This window comes from Streptomyces viridochromogenes DSM 40736 (assembly GCF_000158955.1).
In the GTDB taxonomy this organism is placed as follows: domain Bacteria; phylum Actinomycetota; class Actinomycetes; order Streptomycetales; family Streptomycetaceae; genus Streptomyces; species Streptomyces venetus.
In genome coordinates this window covers 1294967-1316381 of record NZ_GG657757.1, presented here as the reverse complement: position 1 = coordinate 1316381, position 21415 = coordinate 1294967, and the positions used below count along the sequence as shown (strand labels likewise).

Sequence of the window (21415 nt, the reverse complement as noted above, 5' to 3'; positions counted from 1 at the left end):
AAGTGAAACAACCTTTAAAAAACAAGGGCGCTAAAACGCCGCCGACCACGGCGATCGCGGAGGACAGGGTGGGGACCACGCAGCTGGAATCGGTGCCGGAACCGAAGTACTTGCACCTCAAGACCGTGCTCAGCGAAGCGCTCGACTCGGAGTTCGCGGTGGGGGAGATCCTGCCCAACGAGCGCGACCTCGCGGCCCGTTTCGGCGTCGCCCGCGCCACGCTCCGTCAGGCCCTGGAGCAGCTGGAACTGGAGGGCAGGCTGCAGCGCCGCCGCGGTGTCGGCACGACCGTCGCGCCGCCCCGCATGGGCGTCTCCCTCGGCGCCGGCCCGCACACCTGGCCGGGTGGTTCCGAGGACGCCTGGCAGCCCGTCGACTGCACGGCGGCCGTGCCGCCCGCGGCCGTCGCCGACGCACTGGAGACCGGACGCGACGAGTCCGTGCACATCGTGCGCCGCTCGCGCGTCTCGCAGGGCAGGCCGGTGGCCGCCGAGCTGCTGTACGTCCCGCGGTCATCGGTGTCCGAGCTCTCCGCGATCGACGCGTCCTCGGGGGCGGCACGGGCGCGTGCGGTGCTGAGGGACTTGCGGCGTGTGGAGCTGGAGCGCCAGGAGAACGCGGTGGAGCTCGGCTCCGCCGGGGCGGACGACGCGAAGGAGCTGGACCGGCTTCCCGGGGCGCCCGTTCTCGTCGTCACGACTCGGTTCGTGTCCGCGGGGCGTGCGGCCGCGCTGTCGGTTGCGACGTATCGCGCTGACACGTGCCGACTGACCTTCGGTGACTCGGGTGGGGTGGAGATTCACACCGGGCCTCAGCGGCAGGCGTCCTGACCGTCACGTCGGTTTCAAGGGGGCGGTGAGCCGGCGGCCGCGGGTGCGTCGTGGCTGGTCGCGCCCACGCGGCGGAGCCGCACATCGACACAGCCCGCGCCCCCGAGAGGGGCGTTGTCGTCAGCGGCGTTCCACCGTGAACAGCTGTTCCTCCACGTGGTCCAGGGCCAGGCGCAGGGCGCCGGTCGCCACCGCCGCGTCCCCGAGGCGGGATAGGGTCACCTCGGGTGGGCGCAGGCAGTAGCGGGCGAGTTCGTGACGGAGGGGGTCGAGGACACCGTCCAGGCCCGCGGCCCAGCCGCCGATGACGACCAGTTCCGGATCGAGGGCCAGGGCGAGGGCCGCCACGTCGTGGACCAGGCGCTGGATGAAGCGGTCCACGGCCGCGCGGGCCCGCTGGTCGCCCTCCCGGGCCTGCGCGAAGACCTCGGCTACCGCCTGCTCGTCCAGCGGGTGGAGGGGCTCGTCCGTGGTGGACAGGAGCGTCTCGGGCGTCACCTCCCGGCCCAGCAGGTGCAGCGCGCCGATCTCGCCGGCCGCCCCGCCGTAGCCCCGGTGCAGTCGGCCCCCGATCAGCGCGCCGGCCCCGGGACTGAGCCCCGCCAGCACGAACACCACGTCCTGCGACTCGGAGGCCGCGCCCTTCCAGTGCTCGGCGACCGCCGCCGCGTTCGCGTCGTTCTCGACCAGCACCGGGCACTTGAAGGACCGGCTCAGCCGCTCGCCCAGCCGCAACCCCGTCCACCCGGGCAGCGCCGTGCCCAGCCGTACCGTGCCGTCCGCCTCGACGATCCCTGGTGTCGCCACACCCACAGCCCGCAGCGAGCCGCGGGCGACACCGGCCCGGCGCAGCAGCTCGGCGACGACCCCGCGCAGCCGTTCCAGGCGCTCGTCGGCCCCGGCCGTCTCGGCCACCTCCCTGGCCTGGGAGCCGATCACCCGCCCGTCCAGGTCGGCCAGGAGCGCGGCCACCCGGTGCGCCCCGATCTCCAGCCCCAGCAGATGCCCGGCCTCCGCACGGAACCGGAACCGCCGCGCCGGCCGCCCCTGCCGCCGCGCCGCACCCTCCTCGGCCGCCTTCTCGACGACGAGCCCGGCCTCGATGAGTCCCTCGACCACGCCCTCGACGGTCGGCCGGGACAGCCCCGTCACCCGGGTGATCTCGGTCAGCGTCGCGCTGTCCGTGGCACGCAGCGCGTGCAGCACCACCGCGGAGTTGATCCTTCGCAGCAGCGAGGGGTCCCCGCCGGTCAGCCGCCCCACCGTCCGTCCTCCCAGCTCGTGCGCGTGTTGGCCGGATCGTACTCGGCCCGCCGGGCCCCGGCGAGGGGCAGGCACCCGGCCCGCCGCTCACCCCGGCGCCACGAACCCGGACTCGTACGCCGCGATCACCGCCTGGGTACGATCCCGCGCTCCCAGCTTCGCCAGCACGGCGCTCACATGCGACTTGACCGTCTCCGTACCGACGACCAGCCGGCCGGCGATCTCCGCGTTCGACAGCCCCCGCGCCATCAGCCGCAGTACCTCGGCCTCCCGCTCGGTCAGCTGCGCCCGTTCCATCGCCGCCCGCGCGGCCCGGTTCCCGCCCTCGTCCCCGTACTCGGCGGCGAGCTGCCGTACCGAGGCCGGGAAGAGCAGCGAATCGCCCTCGGCGATCAGCCGCACCGCGTGCACGATCTCGGCCGGCCGGGCCCTCTTCAGCAGAAACCCGTCGGCCCCCGCCCGCAGCGCCTCGTACACGTACTCGTCGTTCTCGAACGTCGTCACCACGAGGATCCGCGGCGGATCGTCGACCGTCCGCAGCAACGCCCGGGTGGCCTCGATACCGTCCAGCAGCGGCATTCGTACGTCCATGGCGACCACGTCCGGCCGCAGCCGACGCACGAGCGGGATCACCGCCGCCCCGTCCGCGGCCTCCCCGACCACCTCGATGTCGGGCTGTGCCTCCAGCACGGCCCGCAGACCCGCGCGTACCAGGGGTTCGTCGTCGACGAGGAGAACGGTGACCGGCATCCGGCCAGCCTAGATCAACTCAGTGGAAGCTCGACATGAACCTGCCAGTCTCCCTCGTCCGGTCCGGTCCGGGCGCGTCCGCCGAGCAGGGCCGTGCGCTCGCGTATGCCGCGCAGGCCGCTGCCACGTCCGGGGCCGGGTATCGGCGAGGTCAGCGGGTTGCGTATCGCGAGGACGAGGGTGTCGCCGGTGACCTGGACGCGTACGTGAGCCGGAACCGCCCCCGCATGCCCGCAGCACATTGGTCAGCGCCCTCCTGGAGGATCCGGTAGGCCCTCCACGGGACACCCGGACCCCGGCACGGTGTCCACGGGGTCCGGTCACCTCGGCCTCGACCTTCGCTCCGGAGGCCCGCGCGGACTCCAGCAGCCGGTCCGCGTCCGCCAGGGTCGGTCTGCTGCTCACGGGCTTCCGCGACTCGCGCAGAACGCCCAGCACCCGCTCCAGGTCCTCCAGGGCGGCCCGGCCGGTCTCCTCGATGGCGACCAGCGCCCGGTCCGTGAACCCCGGGTCACCGGCCGCCCGTGCGGCGCCCGCCTGCACCACGGCGACCGTCAGCGCGTGCCCGATGGAGTCGTGCAACTCGCGGGCGATACGCGTGCGTTCCAGCAACTGTTCGGTGCGCTCCTCCAGCGCCGCCATCCGCTCGGCGGGCGACGGCCCGAGGAGCCGCCCGGCCAGCACGGTTTATTAGGCGGCCGGACCACACCACGACGACGGGGCACAGAATCAACGGCACGGGTGCGACCACGGCGTGCCACCAGTGGTTCTCCTCGACGGTCACGAATCCATCGGCCCAGGGCCCGAGACCGAGCCCGGTCGTCAGCAAGTCGATCGCGAAAAGGGGCAACTGGAGGGAGAGGTGGGCCACGGCCCAGCCGAAGACAAGCCGCGCCTCCAGCCACACCACCGTTCGCCCGCGGTCCCCCCATGTGGCCGACGGGGTGGTCGCGATCTCCGGGCTGTCACCCTCCTGCCGGTGGTCGATCAGCAGCAGCCTGGCCTGGAATCCCTCCACGACCCGTGTGATGGGCACGAGACCCGCGAGCCCCAGCAGCACGGCGGCCGTGACCTGGGTCCACCACGCTTCCTGGATGAAAATCCACAACGACGGCCACACGATGGCCACCACCATGTGCAGCCACCGTTTGTACGTCACCGCCCGCGTGAGCGGGCGCAGCATGCGGACCATCGCGCCATCGTGCCAGCCGCCACTGACAGCGAGCCTCCCCCGCACGGGGGAGAGGATCTCCACGGCCGGGGGAGGACGGCACCCCCGGCGGAACGCCACGCTGCTGCCATGACCAGCATCGAAGTCCAGGATCTCACCAAGGAGTTCGGCACCGCACGAGCCGTGGACGACCTCACCTTCCGTGTCCTGCCCGGCCGTGTCACCGGCTTCCTCGGCCCCAACGGAGCCGGAAAGTCCACCACCATGCGGCTGGTGCTCGGCCTCGACCGGCCGACCGCCGGTTGCGCCACCATCGGCGGCCGCGCCTACCGGGCCCTGCGCGAACCCCTGCGCCACGTCGGCGCCCTGCTCGACGCGCAGGCCGCACACGGCTCCCGTACCGCCCGCGACCATCTCCGTGTGCTGGCGGTGAGCAACCGCATCCCGGACCACCGCGTGGACGAGGTGCTGGAGGAGACGGGCCTGGCCTCGGTGGCCCGGCGCCGGGTGCGGACGTACTCCCTGGGCATGCGCCAGCGACTCGGCATCGCGGCCGCCCTGCTGGGCGATCCCGAGGTGGTCATGCTGGACGAGCCGTCCAACGGCCTCGACCCGGAAGGCATCGTGTGGATCCGGCAGCTGCTGCGCCGGCTCGCGGGGGAGGGGCGCACGGTCCTGGTCTCCAGCCATCTGATGAACGAGACGGCGTCCTTCGCGGACCACCTCGTCGTCCTCGGCCGGGGCCGGCTCCTGGCCGACACCCCGATGCGCGAGTTCATCCACGCACGCGTGCGACCCCGGGTGCGGATCCGTACGACCGACCCCGTGGCGCTCAAGAGTGCTCTCGCCGAGCACGGCCACGAAGCCGTGGAACACGTGGACGGGCACTGGAGCGTGGACCACGCACGCGTGGACGACATCGGTCGCGTCACCTCCGCCGCGGGTGTGCCGGTCCTGGAACTCGCGGCCGAGGAGGGCACCTTGGAACAGGCCTATTTCGACCTCACCTCGGCCGAGGCCGAGTTCACCGCGCAGCCGCAGGAGGCATGACCATGGAACTCACCCCCGTCCTCCGCTCCGAGTGGCTGAAGATCCGCACACTGCGCTCCCTCCCGGGAACGCTGCTGGCCCTGTTCGCCGCGACCACGGCGTTCTCCGCGATCGCCGGTGCCTCGAACACCTCGGACCCCGGCTTCGACCCGCTGTTCATGGCCCTGTCCGGTGTCGTCCCCGGCCAGATCGCCGCCGTCTCCTTCGGGGCCATGGCCGTGTCCTCGGAGTTCCGGCCGGGCGCGCTCCGGCTCTCGCTGGCCGCGGTGCCGCAACGCGGCAGCTGGTTCGCGGCCAAGTCGGCCGTCATCGCCGTGCCGACCCTCCTCGTGGGATGGGTGACCGCCCTCGCCGCCCTGCTCGTCGCACGGGCGGGGCTCGGTCCGGCGGCGGACGGGCTCACCACCGGCGAACAGGTGCGCGGTGTCGTGGGCTGCGGTGTCTACCTCATGCTGATGGCCCTGTTCGCCGCCGGGCTCGCCGCCCTGCTGCGCAGCGGCACGGCCACCCTGTCCCTGCTGATCCCGTTCATCCTCGTCGTGTCGTTCGTGATCGGCGACGCGACGGGCACGGTCGCCGACTTCCTGCCCGACAAGGCGGGCCAGTTGGTCATCCGAGGGACGTACGCGGGATCGTCCCTCGGGCCGTGGTCGGGGCTCGCGGTGACCGCGCTCTGGACGGCGGCCGCCCTGCTGGCGGGAGCGTGGAGCCTGCGCCGGCGGGACGCCTGACCGGCAACAGGTGTGATGCCCCGCCAAGTGTCAGTGGCGGCGGGTTTACTGGACCTCATGAACATCGCGCAGCACATCGCCTTCGTCGACGAGCTGTGCTTCCGCCCCTTTCCGGCGGAACACGGCCCGTCGGACGTCGGCACCTCGGGCCCCGGCTACCACGTCGCGGTGTTAGAGAGCGCGGCCGACGGCGACCCCGCGACCCGGGCGGTGACGGTCGACCAGTTCGAGAAGGACCGGGACGCCGTCTACGAACTGCTCGCCTCGCGCTGGGGCGACACCGATCCCTACAACCTGCAGACCGTCCTCCTGCGCACCGAGCGGGAAGCAATTCCCCGGCCGTGGGCCGAGCTGAGCGCATGGGCCGGCGTGGCGCACGTGTGGGAGGTGGAGGGCACCGGCCGCTGGGTCGCCGTGGCGGTCGCGGACCGGGACCCCTCCCAGGACGTGCGGCTGCTCGCCGTGGTCACGGAGACGGACCCGCCGTGACCGGTCAGGACTCCGCGGCCTCCCGCAGGCGCCGGAACTCCTCGGCCATGGTCTCGGCCGTCCAGTGCGCGTTCAGCCCGCTCGGGTTGGGCAGCACCCACACCCGCGTGTCCCCGATGGTCCGCGACTGCGGTCCCACCCGGGCCTTGCGGTCGTCGAACGCGGCGCGGTAGGCGGTCACCCCCACCACGGCGAGCAGCCGCGGCCGCAGCCGTTCCACCTTCAGCGCGAGCAGCCGCCCGCCCTCCCGGTACTCCTCGGGACTCAGCTCGTCGGCCCGCGCGGTCGGCCGGGCCACGACGTTGGTGATGCCGAGCCCGTACGACAGCAGCTCCTGCTGCTCCGCCGGTTTCAGCAGCCTGGGCGTGAACCCGGACCGGTGCAGCACCGGCCAGAAGCGGTTGCCGGGGCGGGCGAAGTGATGGCCCGTCGCGGCGGTCATCAGACCGGGATTTATCCCGCAGAACAGCACCCGCAGACCGTCCGCGACCACGTCGGGCACGACGCGGTCACGGGCGGCCTCCAGTTCCTCGGGCGTGAAGCGCGCCATCGTGAGCGGCGCGTCAGAGGATCGCGCCGGGCGTGTAGCCCGCGGCCCGGGGGTGCTGCTTCACGATCTCCTCGACCCGGGCGACGACGGTGGCGACCTGGTCGCCCGCGGCACCCGTGAAGGACAGCTTGTCGGCCATCAGGGCGTCCAGCCCGGCCCGGTCGAGCGGGATGCGCGCGTCGGCGGCCAGCTTGTCGAGCAGCTCGTTGCGCTCGGCGCCCTGCTCGCGCATCGCGAGCGCGGAGGCGACGGCGTTCTCCTTGATCGCCTCGTGCGCCAGCTCCCGGCCCACGCCCGCGCGCACCGCGCCCATCAGCACCTTGGTGGTGGCGAGGAACGGCAGGTACCGGTCCAGCTCACGCGCCACGACCGCCGGGAAAGCGCCGAACTCGTCGAGGACCGTCAGGAACGTCTCCAGCAGACCGTCCAGCGCGAAGAACGCGTCCGGCAGCGCGACCCGGCGCACCACCGAGCAGGACACGTCGCCCTCGTTCCACTGGTCGCCCGCCAGCTCACCGGTCATCGAGGCGTAGCCGCGCAGGATCACCATCAGGCCGTTGACCCGCTCGCAGGAGCGGGTGTTCATCTTGTGCGGCATCGCGGAGGAGCCGACCTGGCCCGGCTTGAAGCCCTCGGTGACCAGCTCGTGCCCGGCCATCAGCCGGATCGTCTTCGCCAGCGACGACGGCGCCGCCGCCAGCTGCACCAGCGTCGTCACGACCTCGTAGTCCAGCGAGCGCGGGTAGACCTGGCCGACCGAGGTGAACGCCTGCGAGAAGCCCAGATGCCCGGCGATCCGCTGCTCCAGCTCCGCGAGCTTCGCGGCGTCCCCGCCCAGCAGGTCCAGCATGTCCTGCGCGGTGCCGACGGGGCCCTTGATGCCGCGCAGCGGGTAGCGGCCCAGCAGCTCCTCGATACGGCCGTACGCGACGAGCAGCTCGTCGGCGCCGGTGGCGAAACGCTTGCCGAGGGTGGTGGCCTGCGCGGCCACGTTGTGCGAACGGCCGGCCATGACCAGCTCGCCGTACTCGCCGGCGAGCTTGCCCAGCCGCGCCAGCACGGCCACCGTGCGGTCGCGCACCAGCTCCAGCGAGAGCCGGATCTGGAGCTGCTCGACGTTCTCGGTGAGGTCGCGGGAGGTCATGCCCTTGTGCACGTGCTCGTGCCCGGCGAGGTCGTTGAACTCCTCGATCCGCGCCTTCACGTCGTGCCGCGTGACCTTCTCACGCTCGGCGATGGAGGCCAGGTCGACGGTGTCGAGGACGCGCTCGTAATCGGCGAGCGCCGCGTCCGGCACCTCGATCCCGAGGTCCTTCTGGGCCCGCAGCACGGCGAGCCAGAGCTGCCGCTCCAGCTTCACCTTCTGCTCGGGCGACCAGAGCGTGGCGAGCTCGGCGGAGGCGTAGCGTCCGGCGAGGACGTTCGGGATGCGGGGCTTGGCGGGCGCAGAAGTCACGTGGACGGATTCTACTGGCGATTCGTGCAGGCCAGCGCACCGGCCTTTTCGTCGGAACCTACGAGAGGTGCTCGTGCACCGGGCCCTACAGCTCGTACGGCAGCAGCTCGGGCCGCTTCGGCGGCAGTCCGTCGCCCGAGGAGCGGCCCGTCAGACGGCGTCCTATCCAGGGCAGCAGGTGCTGCCGGGCGAACCGCGCGTCCGCCACGCGCCGTTCGACCCAGCCGGGCGGCAGCGTCGCCGGCATCGGTGTGTGCCACTCGGCGTCCTCGGGCTCGTGGCCGAGCGCCTGCCACACCGCCTCCGCGACCCGTCGGTGGCCCTCCGCCGTCAGGTGCAGCCGGTCCACGTCCCACAGCCGCGGGTCGCTGAGCGAGGGGGCGCCGTAGAGGTCGACGACGAGCGCGCCGTGCCGCGCGGCCAGCTCGTCGACGCAGGCGAACAGCTCCTCCATGCGCGGCCGGAACCGCTCCAGGACCGGCCCCTGCCGGCCGGGGCTGCGCATCAGCACGAGCTGCTCGCACGAAGGGGTCAGCTTCTCCACGGCCTCTTCCAGGAGCGCGCGCACCCTGCCCATGTCGCACTTGGGGCGCAGCGTGTCGTTGAGCCCGCCGACCAGGGTGACGACATCGGCCCGCATGGCCGCGGCCACGTCCACCTGCTCGTCGACGATCTGCTGGATCAGCTTGCCGCGCACCGCGAGGTTGGCGTACCGGAAGCCGGGCGTACGGGCCGCCATCCGGGCGGCGAGCAGGTCGGCCCAGCCCCGGTAGGTGCCGTCGGGCAGCAGGTCCGACATGCCCTCGGTGAAGGAGTCGCCGACCGCGACCAGGCTGCTGTAGGTGGGATTCGTCTGCATGGCGACGGAAATAGTATCCCGTGCACATACCCAGCGGTCGGTCGGTCCCGCCGGACCCGGTTCTCACGCCCTCTGGCCGAACAGCTCCCGCAGCACGTCCTCCATGGTCACCAGACCGGCCAGCCGCCCGTCCGCGCCGAGCACGGCCGCGAGGTGCGTACGGCTGCCCCGCATCGCCGTGAGGACGTCGTCGAGCGGCGTGTGTTCCCGCACCCGGGCGATGGGCCGCATGTCGCGCAACCGGAACGGCGTATTCCGCCCAGCGGCGTCCAGGGCGTCCTTCACGTGCAGGTAGCCGACGATCCGCCGGCCCTCGTCCACCACCGGGAAGCGGGAGAACCCGGATTCCGCAGACAGCCGCTCCAGCTCGTCCGGAGTGACTCCCACACGCGCGTACACCACGCGTTCCAGCGGCAGCACCACGTCGCGCACGGGGCGGCGGCCCAGTTCCAGCGCGTCGTGCAGCCGCTCCTGGGCGCGGTCGTCGATGAGACCGGCCTCGCTGGAGTCCTTCACGATCTGCGCTATCTCCGCGTCCGAGTAGGAGGCGGCGACCTCCTCGCGGGCCTCCACCCGCAGCAGCTTCAGCAGTGTGTTGGCGAAGGTGTTCACCGTGAAGATCACCGGGCGCAGCGCCCGGGACAGCGCCACCAGGGGCGGGCCGAGCGCCAGCGCGCTGCGCACCGGCTCCGCGAGCGCGATGTTCTTCGGCACCATCTCGCCGAGCAGCATGTGCAGATACGTCGCCAGGGCCAGCGCGATCACGAAGGACACCGCGTGCCCCGCGCCCTCGGGCACACCCACCGCGTGGAACACCGGCTCCAGCAGATGCGCGATCGCCGGCTCGGCGACCACACCCAGCACCAGCGTGCACAGCGTGATGCCGAGCTGTGCCGCCGCCATCAGCGCGGACACGTGCTCCAGCCCCCACAGCACACTCTTGGCGCGCCGGTCGCCCTGGTCGGCGTAGGGCTCGATCTGGCTGCGGCGCACGGAGATCAGCGCGAACTCCGCGCCGACGAAGAAGGCGTTCACGACGAGCGTCGCCAGACCGATCAGCAGCTGGACGGCGGTCACAGCTTCACCCCCTTCTCGTCGGGCTTCTCGTCGTCGAGGGGCGCGCGCAGCAGGACGCGGGCCGCCCGGCGCCCGGTCGCGTCCAGGACCTCCATCCGCCAGCCCGCGACCTCGAGGGTGTCGCCGACGGCCGGTATCCGGCCGAGCACCGTCGCCACCAGCCCGGCGAGCGTCTCGTACGGCCCCTCCGGCGCGCGCAGCCCGATGCGCTCCAGGTGGTCCACGCGCGCGGAGCCGTCGGCCGAGTACAGGGCATGGCCGGACTCGTCCGTGCCGGCGGGTGCGAGGTCCGGCAGCTCGTGCGGGTCGTGCTCGTCGCGCACCTCGCCGACGACCTCCTCGACGATGTCCTCCAGGGTGGCGACACCGGCGGTGCCGCCGTACTCGTCGATCACCACGGCCATGGTGCGCTTGCCGGAGAGCCGGTCCAGGAGCCGGTCGACCGTGAGCGTCTCGGGGACCAGCAGGGGTTCGCGCATCAGCTCGGAGACGAAGATCCTGGTCCGGCGCTCCGCGGGTACCGCCAGGACGTCCTTGACGTGCGCGGTTCCGACCACCGAGTCGAGGGTGCCGCGGTAGACCGGGAACCGGGACAGGCCGGTGGCCCGGGTCGCGTTCGCCACGTCCTCCAGGGTCGCCTGCACCTCCAGGGCGACGACCTGGACCCGGGGCGTCATGACGTTCTCCGCCGTCAGGTCGGCGAGGTTCAGGGTCCGCACGAACAGCTCGGCGGTGTCGGCCTCCAGGTCGCCCTCCTTGGCGGAGTGCCGGGCGAGCGCCGCCAGCTCCTGCGGACCGCGCGCCGAGGCCAGCTCCTCGGCCGGTTCCACCCCGATCCGGCGCACGACCCGGTTCGCCGTGTTGTTCAGGTGGGTGATGAAGGGCCGGAACGCGGCGCTGAACCAGCGCTGGGCGTTGCCCACGGTCTTGGCGACGGCCAGCGGCGAGGAGATCGCCCAGTTCTTGGGCACCAGTTCGCCGACGACCATCAGGAACACCGTCGACAGGGCGGTGCCGAGCACCAGCGCGAGACTGTGCGAGGCGGAGCGGGAGACGCCGGCGTCCTCCAGCGGCCCGGCGATCAGCGCGGCGATCGACGGTTCGGCGAGCATGCCGACGACCAGGTTCGTGACCGTGATGCCGAGCTGCGCCCCGGAGAGCTGGAACGTCAGGTTCCGTACGGCCTTGAGCGCGCCCTGCGCGCCTCGCTCGCCGCGCTGCACCGCCTGCTCCAGCTCTGCGCGCTCGACCGTGGTGAGCGAGAACTCGGCCGCCACGAAGGCACCGCAGGCGAGTGAGAGCAGGATCGCCGCCAGGAGCAGCAGCACTTCGGTCATCGGTTCACCCCCGTTGCATGCTTCTCCAGGACGGGGCGGAACGCGCGATGTCGCGCACGGGGAGGCTCGCCCATGGACGGACGCTCACAACCTTTCATGCAGAACCGAGTGGCCATCCAAGAGTAAAGGATGGGCAAAGTCCTGTGGGGGGACTCACGCGGGGCCGGCGGGGACGGATGAGAGCCGGTACGCACCCTGGTGGGAGACGACGCGGCCCCCGGTGGGCGGTGCGAAATGGGTGCCCAGGAGAAGGGTGTCCGTACCGGCGAGCGAGCCGAGCAGCTCGCGGCGTGTGACCTCGGACCGGCCGGGGTCGATGTCCACGCAGGCGCCGATGCCCGGGTGGGCGAGCTGGACGGGGTGGTGGACGCAGTCGCCGGTGATCAGCGCCGTCCGCCCGCGGCTGGTCAGCTCGACGGCGACGTGGCCGGGCGTGTGACCGGGCGTCGGGAGCAGGCGCAGGCCCGGAGCGACCTCGACGCCCTCGGCGGGAACGTCCACGAGGTCGAGCAGTCCCGCCTCCTCCACCGGGATCACGGAGTCGCGGAACATCTGCCGGCGCGCCTCGTCCATGGCGTACCCGGCCCAGAACTCCCGCTCGGTGCGGGAGGTCAGGTACCGGGCGTTCGGGAAGGTGGGGACCCACTCGCCGTCCGCCTCCCGGGTGTTCCAGCCGACGTGGTCGGCGTGCAGGTGGGTGAGGAGTACCAGGTCGACCGAGTCCGGGGAGTGCCCGGCGGCGGTGAGGCGCTGCGGGAAGTCGGTGTCGAGCCGGTGCCAGGCGGGGTTGGCCCGCTCCTTGCCGTTGCCGATCCCGGTGTCCACCAGGATCCTCAGCCCGTCGACGGTGAACGCGAAGCTGTGGCTGTCGATGCGCAGGATGTTCTCGTCGTCGGCGAAGTCGGGGCGCAGCCAGGCTTGCCCCGCGACGACGTCCGGTGTGGCGTCGGGCAGAAGCCAGGGCCCGGTGGCGCGAGGCAGCAGGATCTCGTCGACGCGGTGAACCGTGACGTCGCCCACGGTCCAGGAGGCGGGTGTGGTCATGGGAGCTCCTTCGACCGTCATTAAAGCAATCTGTTTGCGTTAAGGCGACCGTAGGTCCTAGTGTCCCCTAAAGCAAACGTTTAGCTTTTGTGGAGGGTCGATGTCTCAAGCCGAAGTGACGCCGCGTGAAGCTGCCCACCGTGCCGCGGTCGCGGCCACCGCCGACCACATTCGCTCCGTCGTCGCGGTCCTGCGGGAGCTGGACTTCGGCGACACCCCGCCCGCCTTTGCCTATCGCGCCGCGGCGACGAAGGAGACGCACGATGCAGCCCAGTGAACTGACCCTGAGCGCCGCCGCCGACGAGATCCGGGCCCGGCGGCTGTCCCCCGTCGAACTGGCGGACTCCGTGCTGGAGCGCGTCGAGCGGGTGGAGCCGCACCTCGGGGCCTACGTCACGGTCAGGGCCGAGCGCGTCCGCCGGGCGGCGCGCGAGGCCGCGGACGACATCGCCGCCGGGCGCCACCGCGGTCCGCTGCACGGCATCCCGATGGGTCTGAAGGACCTGATCGATGTCGCCGGCCTGCCCACGTCGGCCAGTTCGCGGGTCAGGTCCGGCCACCGCGCGCCGGCCGACAGTACCGTCGCCGCACGGCTGTCGGACGCCGGAGCCGTCCTGGTGGGCAAGACCCACACCCACGAGTTCGCCTACGGCCTGACCACACCGCAGACCCGCAACGCCTGGGACCCCGGCCGGGTCGCCGGCGGCTCCAGCGGTGGATCGGCCGTCGCCGTGGCCGCGGGCACCGCCACCTTCGCCCTGGGCACCGACACCGGCGGATCCATCCGGGTGCCCGCCGCACTCAACGGCGTCGTCGGCCTCAAACCGACCTACGGCCTCGTGCCGCGCCACGGCGTCACGTCCCTGTCCTGGTCCCTTGACCATGTCGGTCCGCTCACCCGCACCGTCGAGGACGCGGCCCTGGTCCTCGCCGCCGTGGCCGGCCACGACCCGCGCGACTCCGCATCCCTGGCCACACCCCCGGCGCGGTACCTGCCGGGCCCGGACACCGACCTGACCGGGCTGCGGATCGGCGTGCCGCGCACCTACTACTTCGACCGTGTCGACCCGGAGGTGGAGGCCGCCGTCCGCCGCGCCATCGGGCAGCTCGAGGCCCTCGGTGCCCGGCTCGTCGACGTCGAGATCCCCATGGCCCGCTACGTGAAGCCCACCCAGTGGGGCCTCATGGTGCCCGAGGCCACCGCCTACCACGAGGACACCCTGCGCACGGTCCCCGAGCTCTACCAGGACGACGTCCGGGTCCTTCTCGAGGCCGGTGAGCTGATGCCCGCGGGCGACTACCTGCGCGCCCAGCGCTCGCGCACCCTCATGCGACAGGAGTGGGAGCGCGTGCTGCGGGACGTCGACCTGATCGCCGCCCCCGCCGTCCCAGTCACCGCGGTCGAGGCCGGCCAGGAGGCGATCACCTGGGCCGACGGCACCGTCGAGGATGTCGCCGACGCCTATGTGCGGCTCTCCGCCCCCGCCAACATCACCGGCGTGCCCGCCCTGTCCGTACCGGTCGGCCACGACACCGCGGGCTTGCCGATCGGCATGCAGCTCCTCGGCAGGCCGCTCGGCGAGAGCCTGCTCCTGAGGGTCGGCCACGCCTACGAACAGACCCGGCCCGCCCACGGGCTCGCGACGGCGACCGCGGCCGCTCGTCAGACCGCGGCCGCCCGTTAGACGCAACGATTTCGCTTTAAGCTGGGTGTCATGAGCAGGCAGATGGTGCGCCCCGGCGGGCGCAGCGCCCGGGTCCAGGCGTCGGTCCACGCCGCCGTGCGCGAACTCGCGTCGGAAGTCGGCCGGGACGCGCTCACCGTGCCGATGATCGCCCAGCGCGCGGGCGTGACACCGTCGACGGTCTACCGCCGCTGGGGAGACCTCCAGGAGCTGCTGTCGGACGTGGCGGTGGAGCGGCTGCGGCCGGACACCGCGCCACAGGACCACGGCACCCTGTCTTGCGACCTGACGGCATGGGCCGAGCAGTTCCTCGACGAGATGTCCTCGCCCGCCGGCCGCGCCTACATCCGCGACGCCCTGCTCGGCGACCCGGACGGCGGCAACGCCGGCCGGTGCTCGGCCTACGCCGCCGAGCAGATCGGTGTCGTCCTCGCCCGGGCGGCCGGGCGAGGGGAGCCGGCACCCGGCGTGGAGACAGTCATCGACCAGGTCGTCGCCCCCATGATGTACCGCATTCTCTTCCGCCCGGACGGCCTCGACACCTCTTACGCCCACCGGCTCGTGGCAGGCGTCCTCACCCCGGCCGGTGAGAGGGTTTCCCCCGGCTAGTGCCCCGACAGGCGACGTTCGCCCCGTCGCGACGCCCGGCACGCTCCCCCGAGCTCTTCGAGCAGGGGGTACCCCCAGAGCACGCACCGGACGCCGCTCCTCGACGGGCAAACGGTGCCTGCCGCGGCACTAGTCGGTGAGGGGCTTCACCCAGCGTCGCCACTGCTCCTCGGGCCCGTAACCCGCGGCACCCCACGCGTGGTGCGCGGTCTCGTTGCGCGTCAGCACCATCGCGTCCGCGCGCCGCCCGCCGAGCCGTACGAACCGCTCCTCGGCCGCGGCGAGCAGCGCGGAGCCGATGCCCCGGCGGCGGAGGTCCGGATGAACGGCCAGCCGGTACAGATGGCAGCGCCACCCGTCGAACCCCGCGATCACCGTGCCGGCCGGCTCGCCGTCCCACTCCGCCAGGATCAGGGCCTCGGGGTCGCGCGCGATCAGCCGCTCCACGCCGGCGCGATCGTCGCTGATGCTCGTGCCCTCGGCGGCCACCTTCCAGAAGGCCAGCACGGTGTCGAGGTCCTCGGGCGTCGCTGCCCGGATGCGCAACTCGGTCATGCGATGATCACACCACGCGCCGTGAGTAGCGGTGCATCATTCCAGGATGCGGACGTCAGAGTCCGCGCACCCGCTCCATGACCGGCGCGAACGCCTCCATGTAGGGCTCCAGGACCGTGAAGTACGTGAAGCCGTACCGCTCGCGCCGGGCGAGCACCTGCTCCGTGATCTCGTCCACGGTGCCGAGCAGGGTGATGGGGAGCTCCAGTACCTGATCCACCGTCATGTCCGGGACCAGTTCGAGGAACGGCCGGACGGCGGCCTCGCGGTCCTCGGTGCCGATCACCATCTGGATGAGCAGGTTCAGCTCGGGCGGCTCAGCACGGTGCTCCGCGAACTCCAGAGTCCGCCCCACGCGTTCGTCCAGCTCGTCCGCCGAGATCGGTGTCAGCTGCCCGGTCGTGCTGCCCGGCGCGGTACGTGCCCCGGTGAACGACGCGATGTCCGCGTGCTCGGCGCTCAACCGCAGTATGCGGTCGCCGTTCCCGCCGATCAGCAGCGGCACCCGGGGCCGCTGCGTGGGCTGCGGCTGGTGCTCCTTCGAGCCCAGCAGTCGCTCCAGTTCTTTCACCGTGCGCCGCAGGTGGTCCACCCGCTCGCCGGGCGAGCCGAAGGGCAGCCCGGCCGTCTCGTGTTCCTCCCGGACGTAGCCGGTGCCGAGGCCGAGCTCCAGGCGGCCGCCCGTCAGCGCGTCCGTCGTGGCCACCTCGCGGGCCAGCAGGGCCGGGTTCCAGAAGGCCGCGTTGAGCGTGAAGGTGCCGACCCGCGGACGTTCGGTGGCCTCGGCCGCCGCCACGAGCGCCGGGAACGGCGCGGGCATGCCCAGGTGGTCGGGGACGAGGATCACGTCGTAGCCGAGTTCCTCGGCCCGGCGGCACTTGGCACGCCACTCCTCGGCGGAGGCGGGTTCGAGCAGGTTGACGGCGAAACGGAACGGACGCGACATGAACTCTCCTCACACATCAGCGGACTTGAGTACCCGTCGCGATTCCATCATTCGTGCGCGATCGCCGCCAGTACGTTCATGCGGGATGCCCGCAAGGCCGGCAGCAGCGCCGCCACGACCCCCACCACCGCCGAGCCGATCACCACCGAGACGATCGTGCCCCACGGGATCGCGAGGGCCGTCATGCCCTGGAGCGCCAGCACCTGCTGCATGCACACGCCCCACACCAGTCCCAGCGCGAGCCCCAGAACCGCGCCGAACACCGCGATCACCACCGACTCCAGACGGATCATCCGCCGCAGCTGACGCCGCGCCAGCCCGATCGCCCGCAGCAGCCCGATCTCCCGGGTGCGTTCGACGACCGACAGCGCGAGGGTGTTGACCACGCCGAGCACCGCGATGACGATCGCCAGCCCCAGCAACGCGTACACGAGGTACAGCAGGACGGCGATCTGGTCGTGGACCAGCCGCTTGTAGTCGGCCAGGTCCCGCACCTGCACCTGGGGGTACGGGTCCAGGGTCTCCTCCAGACCGGCGCGCAGGTCGTCGTCGCTCGTGCCGGGGGCGGCGTTGACGTACAGCGCCGCGTCCTGTCCGCCCGGCGCGTACCGTTCGAGGGTGGCGAGCCCGAAGTAGAGTCCGCCCTGCGTGCCGAAGCCCTCGGCGGTGTCCTGGTCGGTCAGGGCGCCGACCGTCAGCGCGGCCCGGCGTCCGCCCTGGAACTCCACCGGGACCGAGCTGCCCACCCGGACGCCGTGGTCGCGTGCGAAGTCCCGGTCCATGGCGAGGTGCCCGTCCGCGAGCGCGGCGGCCGAGTCCCCTCGCGCGTAGGTGATGTCGGCGACCTCGTCGAGCCGTGGGTCGTAGCCCGCGGCGGTCGTCTCCACCCGGTCGCCGTCCGGGAGCCGCACCGCGACCGGCGTGAACCGTCCGCGCACCACCAGACCCACGCCGTCGGTGTCCCGCACCGCCTCGGTGATCTCCCGCGGGAAGGGCATGAAGGTGCCGTTCTGGATCACGAAGTCGGCGCCCAGCGTTCTGTCGATCTGCTGGTCGAACGACCGGTTCATCGAGGCGCTCGCCACCGACATCCCGCCGACCAGGGCGATGCCCACCATCAGGGCGGCCGCGGTGGCCCCCGTCCGGCGGGGGTTGCGCAGGGCGTTGCGCTGGCTCATCCGTCCGATCGGCCCGAACAGCGCGGGGAAGGCCGAGCCGAGGACCCGGATCACGGGGCGCACCAGCAGCGGCCCGGCGATCACGGTCGCGATCAGGGTGAGCACGACACCGAGCCCCAGCAGGGACGCCGCAGACGACGTCCGCTCCGACACCGCGCAGCCCACGAGCGCCGCCGCACCCACCGCCCCGACCACCGCGCCCGCCACCGCGCGCATCCGCAGCGGCCTGCCGACCCCGGCGACCTCGGCGTCCGACAGCGCGGCCATCGGAGAGACGCCCGCGGCCCGCCGCGCCGGCAGATACGCGGCCACGAAGGTGACGCCGAGACCCACGACGTACGCCGCCACGGGCGTCGCCCAGCCGATCACCATCTCGTCGGCGTCGATGTTCATGCCGAGCAGGCCCATCAGCTCGATGAGCCCGGCCGCGAGCCCGATGCCCGCGGCGAGCCCCAGCGTGGAGCCGGCCAGACCGAGCAGCAGCGCCTCGGCGAGCACCGAGTCGCGGACCTGGCGCCGGTCGGCGCCCAGCGCACGCAGCAGGCCCAGCTCGCGGGTGCGCTGGGCGATGAGCATGGAGAAGGTGTTGACGATCAGGAACACGCCCACCAGCACCGCGACCCCGGCGAAGCCGACCATCACGTACTTGATGACGTCGAGGAACCCGCCGAGCTTGTCGACGTCCGACTCGGCCTGCTCGTCGGCCGTCCGGAAGTCGTAGGTGTGCGCGCCGAGCGCGGCGGCCACACGCCGCTTGAGCTGCCCGTCGCCGACCCCGTCGGCGGCGTCGGCCTCGATGCCGGTCGCCGCCCGCGGGTCGCCCAGCAGCTTCGTCCGCGCGGTGGGGACGTCGAAGTAGACCCGGGCGGAGCCGGGGTTGGTCGTGGTGAACGTGACGATGCCGACGACCCGGACCCGGAACGAACCGGGCGGTGCGATCACGGTGAGGGTGTCGCCGATGCGCACGTTCCTGCGGTCGGCGGTCTCCGAGTCGAGCAGCGCCTGGGCGGGACCGCGCGGTGCGTGGCCGGAGGTCAGTTCCACGGGGCTGCGACCGTCCGGCTCCCAGGAGTTGCCGAGCGTCGGGGCCCCGGTGGTCGGCCCGACCGGTTCGTTGTCCTTGTCGACGACCGTGATGCCGTTCACCTTCACCTCGGCGCGGGCCGCCGCGACCCCGTCGACCCGCCGTACCCGGTCGGCGAGCGCGGCCGGCAGGGTCGCCGTCCGGCCGGAGGGCACCGCCTCGTCGAGGCCTTCCTTCGGGCTGACCGTGACATCGGCCGCGGTGGAGGCGAAGAGCCGGTCGAAGGTTCGGCCGACGGTGTCGGAGAAGATGAGGCTCCCCGTGACGAACGCGACGGACAGCAGGACGGCGAGCGCGGAGAGCAGCAGCCGCCCCTTGTGCGCCAGAAAGCTCCTCAGGGTCGCCTTGAGCACGGCGTCAGTTCTCCTCGCCCCGCGCCGGGGCGTCCTCGTGCCGGACGCGGATGGCATCAAAGCGCTTCATGCGTTCCAGCACCGCCTCCGCCGTCGGCCGGGGCATCTCGTCGACGATCCGGCCGTCACCCAGGAAGAGCACCAGGTCCGAGTGGGCGGCGGCGCCCGGGTCGTGGGTGACCATGACGACCGTCTGACCGAGCCGGTCCACCGCCTCGCGCAGGAAGCCCAGCACCTCCAGGCCCGCGCGCGAGTCGAGGTTGCCGGTCGGCTCGTCCGCGAAGATCAGCTCGGGCCGCGAGGCCAGCGCTCGCGCACACGCCACGCGCTGCTGCTGGCCTCCGGAGAGCTGCGACGGCCGGTGCCGGAGCCGGTCCCGCAGCCCCAGCGTGTCGATGACCTGGTCCAGCCACGTCGCGTCGGGCCGGTGCCCCGCGATGTCCATGGGCAGGGTGATGTTCTCCAGCGCGTTCAGGGTGGGGATGAGGTTGAACGACTGGAACATGAAACCGATCCGGTCGCGGCGCAGCCGCGTCAGCTCTCGCTCCTTCAGCCCCGTGATCTCCGTGTCGCCGAGCCAGACGTGACCGGCCGAGACGGTGTCGAGCCCCGCCAGGCAGTGCATGAGCGTGGACTTACCGGAGCCCGAGGGTCCCATCACCGCGGTGAACCGGCCGCGCACGACGTCCACGTCCACCGAGTCGAGGGCCAGCACGGCCGTCTCGCCCGAGCCGTACGCCTTGGTCAGACCGCGGGCACGGGCCGCGATCCCGTCGGCCGGCGCGAGGCCGGGGGCATGCTCCGCAGCAGGTGTGGACAAGGCCGCCTCCTCGGGGTGGACGTCAGGACTTCCCCGCCCCGCTCGAGCGTAATGTGACCCGGCCCACACCCGGTATCCTCCGCGCGTCGGAGCCCCGGCCTTGCCGGTGCTAGCACCTACGCGCTAGCTTCGAGGTATGGCGAAGACCCAGCTGAACGTGCGAGTCGACGAGGGCACCGCCCGAGCCGCCCGCGAACGCGCCCTGGCCCGCGGCATGAGCGTCAACCGCTACATCGAGGAGCTGGTCAGGCAGGACACCGGCGAGGTGGGTCACACCTTCGTGGAGGCCGCCGCCGACTTCATGAAGCAGTACGAGTCGGTCTTCGCCGAGGAATTCGGCCCGGACCGCGAGGGCACGCGCGAAGGTCGCCACTGAACCCTTGGACAACCTCGAGATCGACCTCGCCTGGCTGCTGATGCTCGCCGAGCAGAAGACCCCGGGAGACCCCCAGGTCACCGACTGGGGAGCCCTCGTCGCCGCCGTCGCACGCCACCAGGCCGAGATATTCGACGTCCCCGTCTACGACAGCCCCCACGCCCGAGCCGCCGCGCTGCTCCAGCTCCTGATCCACGTCCCCGCGCTGGAACGCTCCAACGCCCTGTTCGCCTCCGCCGTGGCCTACGCGTACCTCGTCGCCGGCGGCGCCAAGGTCGTCACCTCGCCCGAGCAGGTCCGTGACCTCGCCCGGCTGGTCAAGAGCGGCGAGGCGTCGGTGCGGGACATCGAGCAGGAGCTGCGTCAGTGGAGCCTGTGACCGCCCGACACCGCCCGGCTACGTGTCGAGCGGGCGCCACGCCGTGCCCAGCACGCAGTACGAGCTGGGCAGGACCGGCCCCTGCTCCGGCATCAGCACCCGCCGGTAGGGGCCGAGTTCGAAGCCGGCGTCCCGCAGCGCCCGTACCGGCTCCCGCGACAGGTGGCAGCCCCCGGCCAGCACCGGCCAGACCGTCCTGTCCAGGGCACGCTGGCTGAAGGCCATCACCCGGCCGCCGCCCCGCCCGTGCTCGAAGAACCGCAGCTCGCCGCCCGGCCGCAGCACCCGCCGCAGCTCCCCGAGCGCCCGGGGCACGTCCCGCACACTGCACAGCACCAGGGACACCACGGCCGCGTCGAAGGCCTCGCTCTTGACCGGCAGCGCCTCGGCCGCGCCCGGCACCACGTCCACCGGGACCTCCGCGCGCAGGGCGGCCTCCACGGCGAGGTGCCGCAGCCGCCGCTCCGGTTCGACGGCCACGACCTCCGAGACGGTGCCCGGGTAGTGCCCGAAGTTCAGCCCGTTGCCCGCGCCGATCTCGATCACCCGCCCGGACAGCCCGGCGAGCAGTCTCCCGCGCACCCGGCCCATACCCATCCGGGTCTCGGCGGCCACGCTGACGCGGGCGTAGCAACGGGCGAACAGCGGATGGTGCACGGCATCCCGGGGCACCTTGCCGGAGCGCAGCGGCATGGGGACCTCCCTGTCGAGACGGGCCTATCGCGATTGTCCCCCTCAGGAGCCCGGCCCACCCCTGCCGCCTACCGCGGGACTAGGCGGTCCAGCACCGGAAGGTGGTCACTCCCGCCGGCCTCACCCCGGC

Annotated in this window: 24 protein-coding genes and 1 pseudogene; 9 read left to right on the top strand and 16 right to left on the bottom strand. The window is 72.5% G+C overall.

Annotated features, from left to right (window positions below; translation table 11 throughout):
* Window positions 1–68 precede the first annotated feature (68 nt).
* On the top strand, window positions 69–830 hold the full coding sequence (locus SSQG_RS05605) for a GntR family transcriptional regulator (RefSeq protein WP_003988748.1): 762 nt from the start codon (window positions 69–71) through the stop codon (window positions 828–830).
* A 120-nt stretch (window positions 831–950) separates the two neighbouring features.
* Here the strand turns inward: SSQG_RS05605 and SSQG_RS05600 are convergent, their stop codons facing one another.
* The 5 genes and pseudogenes from SSQG_RS05600 to SSQG_RS43915 all read right to left on the bottom strand — a co-directional run bounded on the left by SSQG_RS05600 (window position 951) and on the right by SSQG_RS43915 (window position 4035).
* Window positions 951–2093 (bottom strand): ROK family transcriptional regulator, encoded by a 1143-nt coding sequence (locus tag SSQG_RS05600; RefSeq protein ID WP_039932004.1) that lies wholly within the window; start codon window positions 2091–2093, stop codon window positions 951–953.
* Window positions 2094–2180: 87 nt separating this feature from the next.
* A complete protein-coding gene (locus tag SSQG_RS05595; protein ID WP_003988746.1) occupies window positions 2181–2843 on the bottom strand; it encodes a response regulator transcription factor in 663 nt (220 codons plus the stop codon).
* Window positions 2844–2857: 14 nt separating this feature from the next.
* The gene (locus SSQG_RS43925; protein ID WP_425315029.1) at window positions 2858–3085 is read right to left on the bottom strand and encodes a hypothetical protein; all 228 of its coding nucleotides are present in this window, start codon (window positions 3083–3085) and stop codon (window positions 2858–2860) included.
* 232 nt (window positions 3086–3317) lie between these two features.
* Window positions 3318–3389 (bottom strand): annotated as a pseudogene (locus SSQG_RS43920) (hypothetical protein); the annotation flags it as partial.
* Window positions 3355–4035, bottom strand: coding sequence for a hypothetical protein (locus SSQG_RS43915; protein WP_003988744.1), 681 nt, complete (start codon window positions 4033–4035; stop codon window positions 3355–3357). The pseudogene SSQG_RS43920 and the gene SSQG_RS43915, both read right to left, overlap by 35 nt.
* Before the next feature lie 108 nt (window positions 4036–4143).
* Between SSQG_RS43915 and SSQG_RS05585 the strand changes: the two genes are divergently transcribed.
* Genes SSQG_RS05585 through SSQG_RS05575 form a run of 3 tightly spaced genes read left to right on the top strand, consistent with a single transcriptional unit; the run spans window position 4144 to window position 6284 of the window.
* Complete coding sequence (locus tag SSQG_RS05585; RefSeq protein WP_003988743.1) at window positions 4144–5064, top strand: ABC transporter ATP-binding protein; 921 nt, start codon at window positions 4144–4146, stop codon at window positions 5062–5064.
* Between the two features lie 2 nt (window positions 5065–5066).
* A complete protein-coding gene (locus tag SSQG_RS05580; protein WP_003988742.1) occupies window positions 5067–5795 on the top strand; it encodes an ABC transporter permease in 729 nt (242 codons plus the stop codon).
* Between the two features lie 57 nt (window positions 5796–5852).
* A complete protein-coding gene (locus tag SSQG_RS05575) occupies window positions 5853–6284 on the top strand; it encodes a hypothetical protein (protein ID WP_003988741.1) in 432 nt (143 codons plus the stop codon).
* 4 nt (window positions 6285–6288) lie between these two features.
* On the opposite strand, the gene mug is transcribed toward SSQG_RS05575, so the two are convergent.
* From mug to SSQG_RS05545, 6 genes are all read right to left on the bottom strand, one after another.
* Complete coding sequence (gene mug, locus SSQG_RS05570) at window positions 6289–6834, bottom strand: G/U mismatch-specific DNA glycosylase (RefSeq protein ID WP_039932003.1); 546 nt, start codon at window positions 6832–6834, stop codon at window positions 6289–6291.
* A gap of 13 nt (window positions 6835–6847) precedes the next feature.
* Window positions 6848–8290, bottom strand: coding sequence for an adenylosuccinate lyase (purB, locus tag SSQG_RS05565; RefSeq protein WP_003988739.1), 1443 nt, complete (start codon window positions 8288–8290; stop codon window positions 6848–6850).
* A gap of 85 nt (window positions 8291–8375) precedes the next feature.
* Window positions 8376–9149, bottom strand: coding sequence for an SGNH/GDSL hydrolase family protein (locus SSQG_RS05560; RefSeq protein ID WP_003988738.1), 774 nt, complete (start codon window positions 9147–9149; stop codon window positions 8376–8378).
* 63 nt (window positions 9150–9212) lie between these two features.
* Window positions 9213–10226 carry a hemolysin family protein gene (locus tag SSQG_RS05555; protein WP_003988737.1) on the bottom strand — a complete coding sequence of 338 codons (1014 nt, stop codon included), beginning with the start codon at window positions 10224–10226 and terminating at the stop codon, window positions 9213–9215.
* A complete protein-coding gene (locus SSQG_RS05550) occupies window positions 10223–11563 on the bottom strand; it encodes a hemolysin family protein (RefSeq protein ID WP_003988736.1) in 1341 nt (446 codons plus the stop codon). The genes SSQG_RS05555 and SSQG_RS05550 overlap by 4 nt, the downstream gene beginning before the upstream one ends.
* A 153-nt stretch (window positions 11564–11716) precedes the next feature.
* Window positions 11717–12607 (bottom strand): MBL fold metallo-hydrolase, encoded by an 891-nt coding sequence (locus SSQG_RS05545; protein ID WP_003988735.1) that lies wholly within the window; start codon window positions 12605–12607, stop codon window positions 11717–11719.
* A gap of 100 nt (window positions 12608–12707) precedes the next feature.
* Between SSQG_RS05545 and SSQG_RS41720 the strand changes: the two genes are divergently transcribed.
* The 3 genes from SSQG_RS41720 to SSQG_RS05535 are packed head-to-tail and all read left to right on the top strand — an operon-like array spanning window position 12708 to window position 14901.
* Window positions 12708–12884 (top strand): hypothetical protein, encoded by a 177-nt coding sequence (locus SSQG_RS41720; RefSeq protein ID WP_003988734.1) that lies wholly within the window; start codon window positions 12708–12710, stop codon window positions 12882–12884.
* Window positions 12871–14292 carry an Asp-tRNA(Asn)/Glu-tRNA(Gln) amidotransferase GatCAB subunit A gene (locus tag SSQG_RS05540; RefSeq protein ID WP_003988733.1) on the top strand — a complete coding sequence of 474 codons (1422 nt, stop codon included), beginning with the start codon at window positions 12871–12873 and terminating at the stop codon, window positions 14290–14292. Before SSQG_RS41720 ends, SSQG_RS05540 begins: the two co-directional genes overlap by 14 nt.
* Window positions 14293–14322: 30 nt before the next feature.
* Entirely contained in the window at window positions 14323–14901 is a 579-nt protein-coding gene (locus SSQG_RS05535; RefSeq protein WP_078506813.1) for a TetR/AcrR family transcriptional regulator, read from the top strand.
* A gap of 129 nt (window positions 14902–15030) precedes the next feature.
* On the opposite strand, the gene SSQG_RS05530 is transcribed toward SSQG_RS05535, so the two are convergent.
* Genes SSQG_RS05530 through SSQG_RS05515 form a run of 4 tightly spaced genes read right to left on the bottom strand, consistent with a single transcriptional unit; the run spans window position 15031 to window position 19837 of the window.
* Complete coding sequence (locus SSQG_RS05530; RefSeq protein ID WP_003988731.1) at window positions 15031–15456, bottom strand: GNAT family N-acetyltransferase; 426 nt, start codon at window positions 15454–15456, stop codon at window positions 15031–15033.
* A gap of 55 nt (window positions 15457–15511) precedes the next feature.
* A complete protein-coding gene (locus SSQG_RS05525) occupies window positions 15512–16402 on the bottom strand; it encodes an LLM class F420-dependent oxidoreductase (protein WP_003988730.1) in 891 nt (296 codons plus the stop codon).
* Window positions 16403–16449: 47 nt separating this feature from the next.
* Window positions 16450–19017 carry an ABC transporter permease gene (locus tag SSQG_RS05520; RefSeq protein ID WP_003988729.1) on the bottom strand — a complete coding sequence of 856 codons (2568 nt, stop codon included), beginning with the start codon at window positions 19015–19017 and terminating at the stop codon, window positions 16450–16452.
* Between the two features lie 4 nt (window positions 19018–19021).
* Entirely contained in the window at window positions 19022–19837 is an 816-nt protein-coding gene (locus SSQG_RS05515; RefSeq protein ID WP_039931999.1) for an ABC transporter ATP-binding protein, read from the bottom strand.
* 136 nt (window positions 19838–19973) lie between these two features.
* Here SSQG_RS05515 and SSQG_RS05510 point away from each other — a divergent pair, with 136 nt between their 5' ends.
* On the top strand, window positions 19974–20213 hold the full coding sequence (locus SSQG_RS05510; protein WP_003988727.1) for a hypothetical protein: 240 nt from the start codon (window positions 19974–19976) through the stop codon (window positions 20211–20213).
* Between the two features lie 4 nt (window positions 20214–20217).
* Entirely contained in the window at window positions 20218–20592 is a 375-nt protein-coding gene (locus SSQG_RS05505; protein WP_003988726.1) for a hypothetical protein, read from the top strand.
* An 18-nt stretch (window positions 20593–20610) separates the two neighbouring features.
* Here SSQG_RS05505 and SSQG_RS05500 read toward each other — a convergent pair whose 3' ends face one another.
* A complete protein-coding gene (locus SSQG_RS05500) occupies window positions 20611–21285 on the bottom strand; it encodes a class I SAM-dependent methyltransferase (RefSeq protein ID WP_003988725.1) in 675 nt (224 codons plus the stop codon).
* Window positions 21286–21415: the final 130 nt, after the last annotated feature.

Excerpts from the sequence above, each read along its gene's own strand:
- SSQG_RS05510 (WP_003988727.1), top strand. The coding sequence starts at position 19,974 with ATGGCGAAGACCCAGCTGAACGTGCGAGTCGACGAGGGCACCGCCCGA.
- SSQG_RS05545 (WP_003988735.1), bottom strand. The coding sequence starts at position 12,607 with ATGACCACACCCGCCTCCTGGACCGTGGGCGACGTCACGGTTCACCGC.
- SSQG_RS05550 (WP_003988736.1), bottom strand. The coding sequence starts at position 11,563 with ATGACCGAAGTGCTGCTGCTCCTGGCGGCGATCCTGCTCTCACTCGCC.
- SSQG_RS41720 (WP_003988734.1), top strand. The coding sequence starts at position 12,708 with ATGTCTCAAGCCGAAGTGACGCCGCGTGAAGCTGCCCACCGTGCCGCG.
- SSQG_RS43915 (WP_003988744.1), bottom strand. The coding sequence starts at position 4,035 with ATGGTCCGCATGCTGCGCCCGCTCACGCGGGCGGTGACGTACAAACGG.
- SSQG_RS05525 (WP_003988730.1), bottom strand. The coding sequence starts at position 16,402 with ATGTCGCGTCCGTTCCGTTTCGCCGTCAACCTGCTCGAACCCGCCTCC.
- SSQG_RS05595 (WP_003988746.1), bottom strand. The coding sequence starts at position 2,843 with ATGCCGGTCACCGTTCTCCTCGTCGACGACGAACCCCTGGTACGCGCG.
- SSQG_RS05540 (WP_003988733.1), top strand. The coding sequence starts at position 12,871 with ATGCAGCCCAGTGAACTGACCCTGAGCGCCGCCGCCGACGAGATCCGG.
- SSQG_RS05560 (WP_003988738.1), bottom strand. The coding sequence starts at position 9,149 with ATGCAGACGAATCCCACCTACAGCAGCCTGGTCGCGGTCGGCGACTCC.
- mug (WP_039932003.1), bottom strand. The coding sequence starts at position 6,834 with ATGGCGCGCTTCACGCCCGAGGAACTGGAGGCCGCCCGTGACCGCGTC.
- SSQG_RS05585 (WP_003988743.1), top strand. The coding sequence starts at position 4,144 with ATGACCAGCATCGAAGTCCAGGATCTCACCAAGGAGTTCGGCACCGCA.
- SSQG_RS05535 (WP_078506813.1), top strand. The coding sequence starts at position 14,323 with ATGAGCAGGCAGATGGTGCGCCCCGGCGGGCGCAGCGCCCGGGTCCAG.
- SSQG_RS43925 (WP_425315029.1), bottom strand. The coding sequence starts at position 3,085 with ATGTGCTGCGGGCATGCGGGGGCGGTTCCGGCTCACGTACGCGTCCAG.
- SSQG_RS05530 (WP_003988731.1), bottom strand. The coding sequence starts at position 15,456 with ATGACCGAGTTGCGCATCCGGGCAGCGACGCCCGAGGACCTCGACACC.
- SSQG_RS05575 (WP_003988741.1), top strand. The coding sequence starts at position 5,853 with ATGAACATCGCGCAGCACATCGCCTTCGTCGACGAGCTGTGCTTCCGC.
- SSQG_RS05500 (WP_003988725.1), bottom strand. The coding sequence starts at position 21,285 with ATGCCGCTGCGCTCCGGCAAGGTGCCCCGGGATGCCGTGCACCATCCG.
- SSQG_RS05580 (WP_003988742.1), top strand. The coding sequence starts at position 5,067 with ATGGAACTCACCCCCGTCCTCCGCTCCGAGTGGCTGAAGATCCGCACA.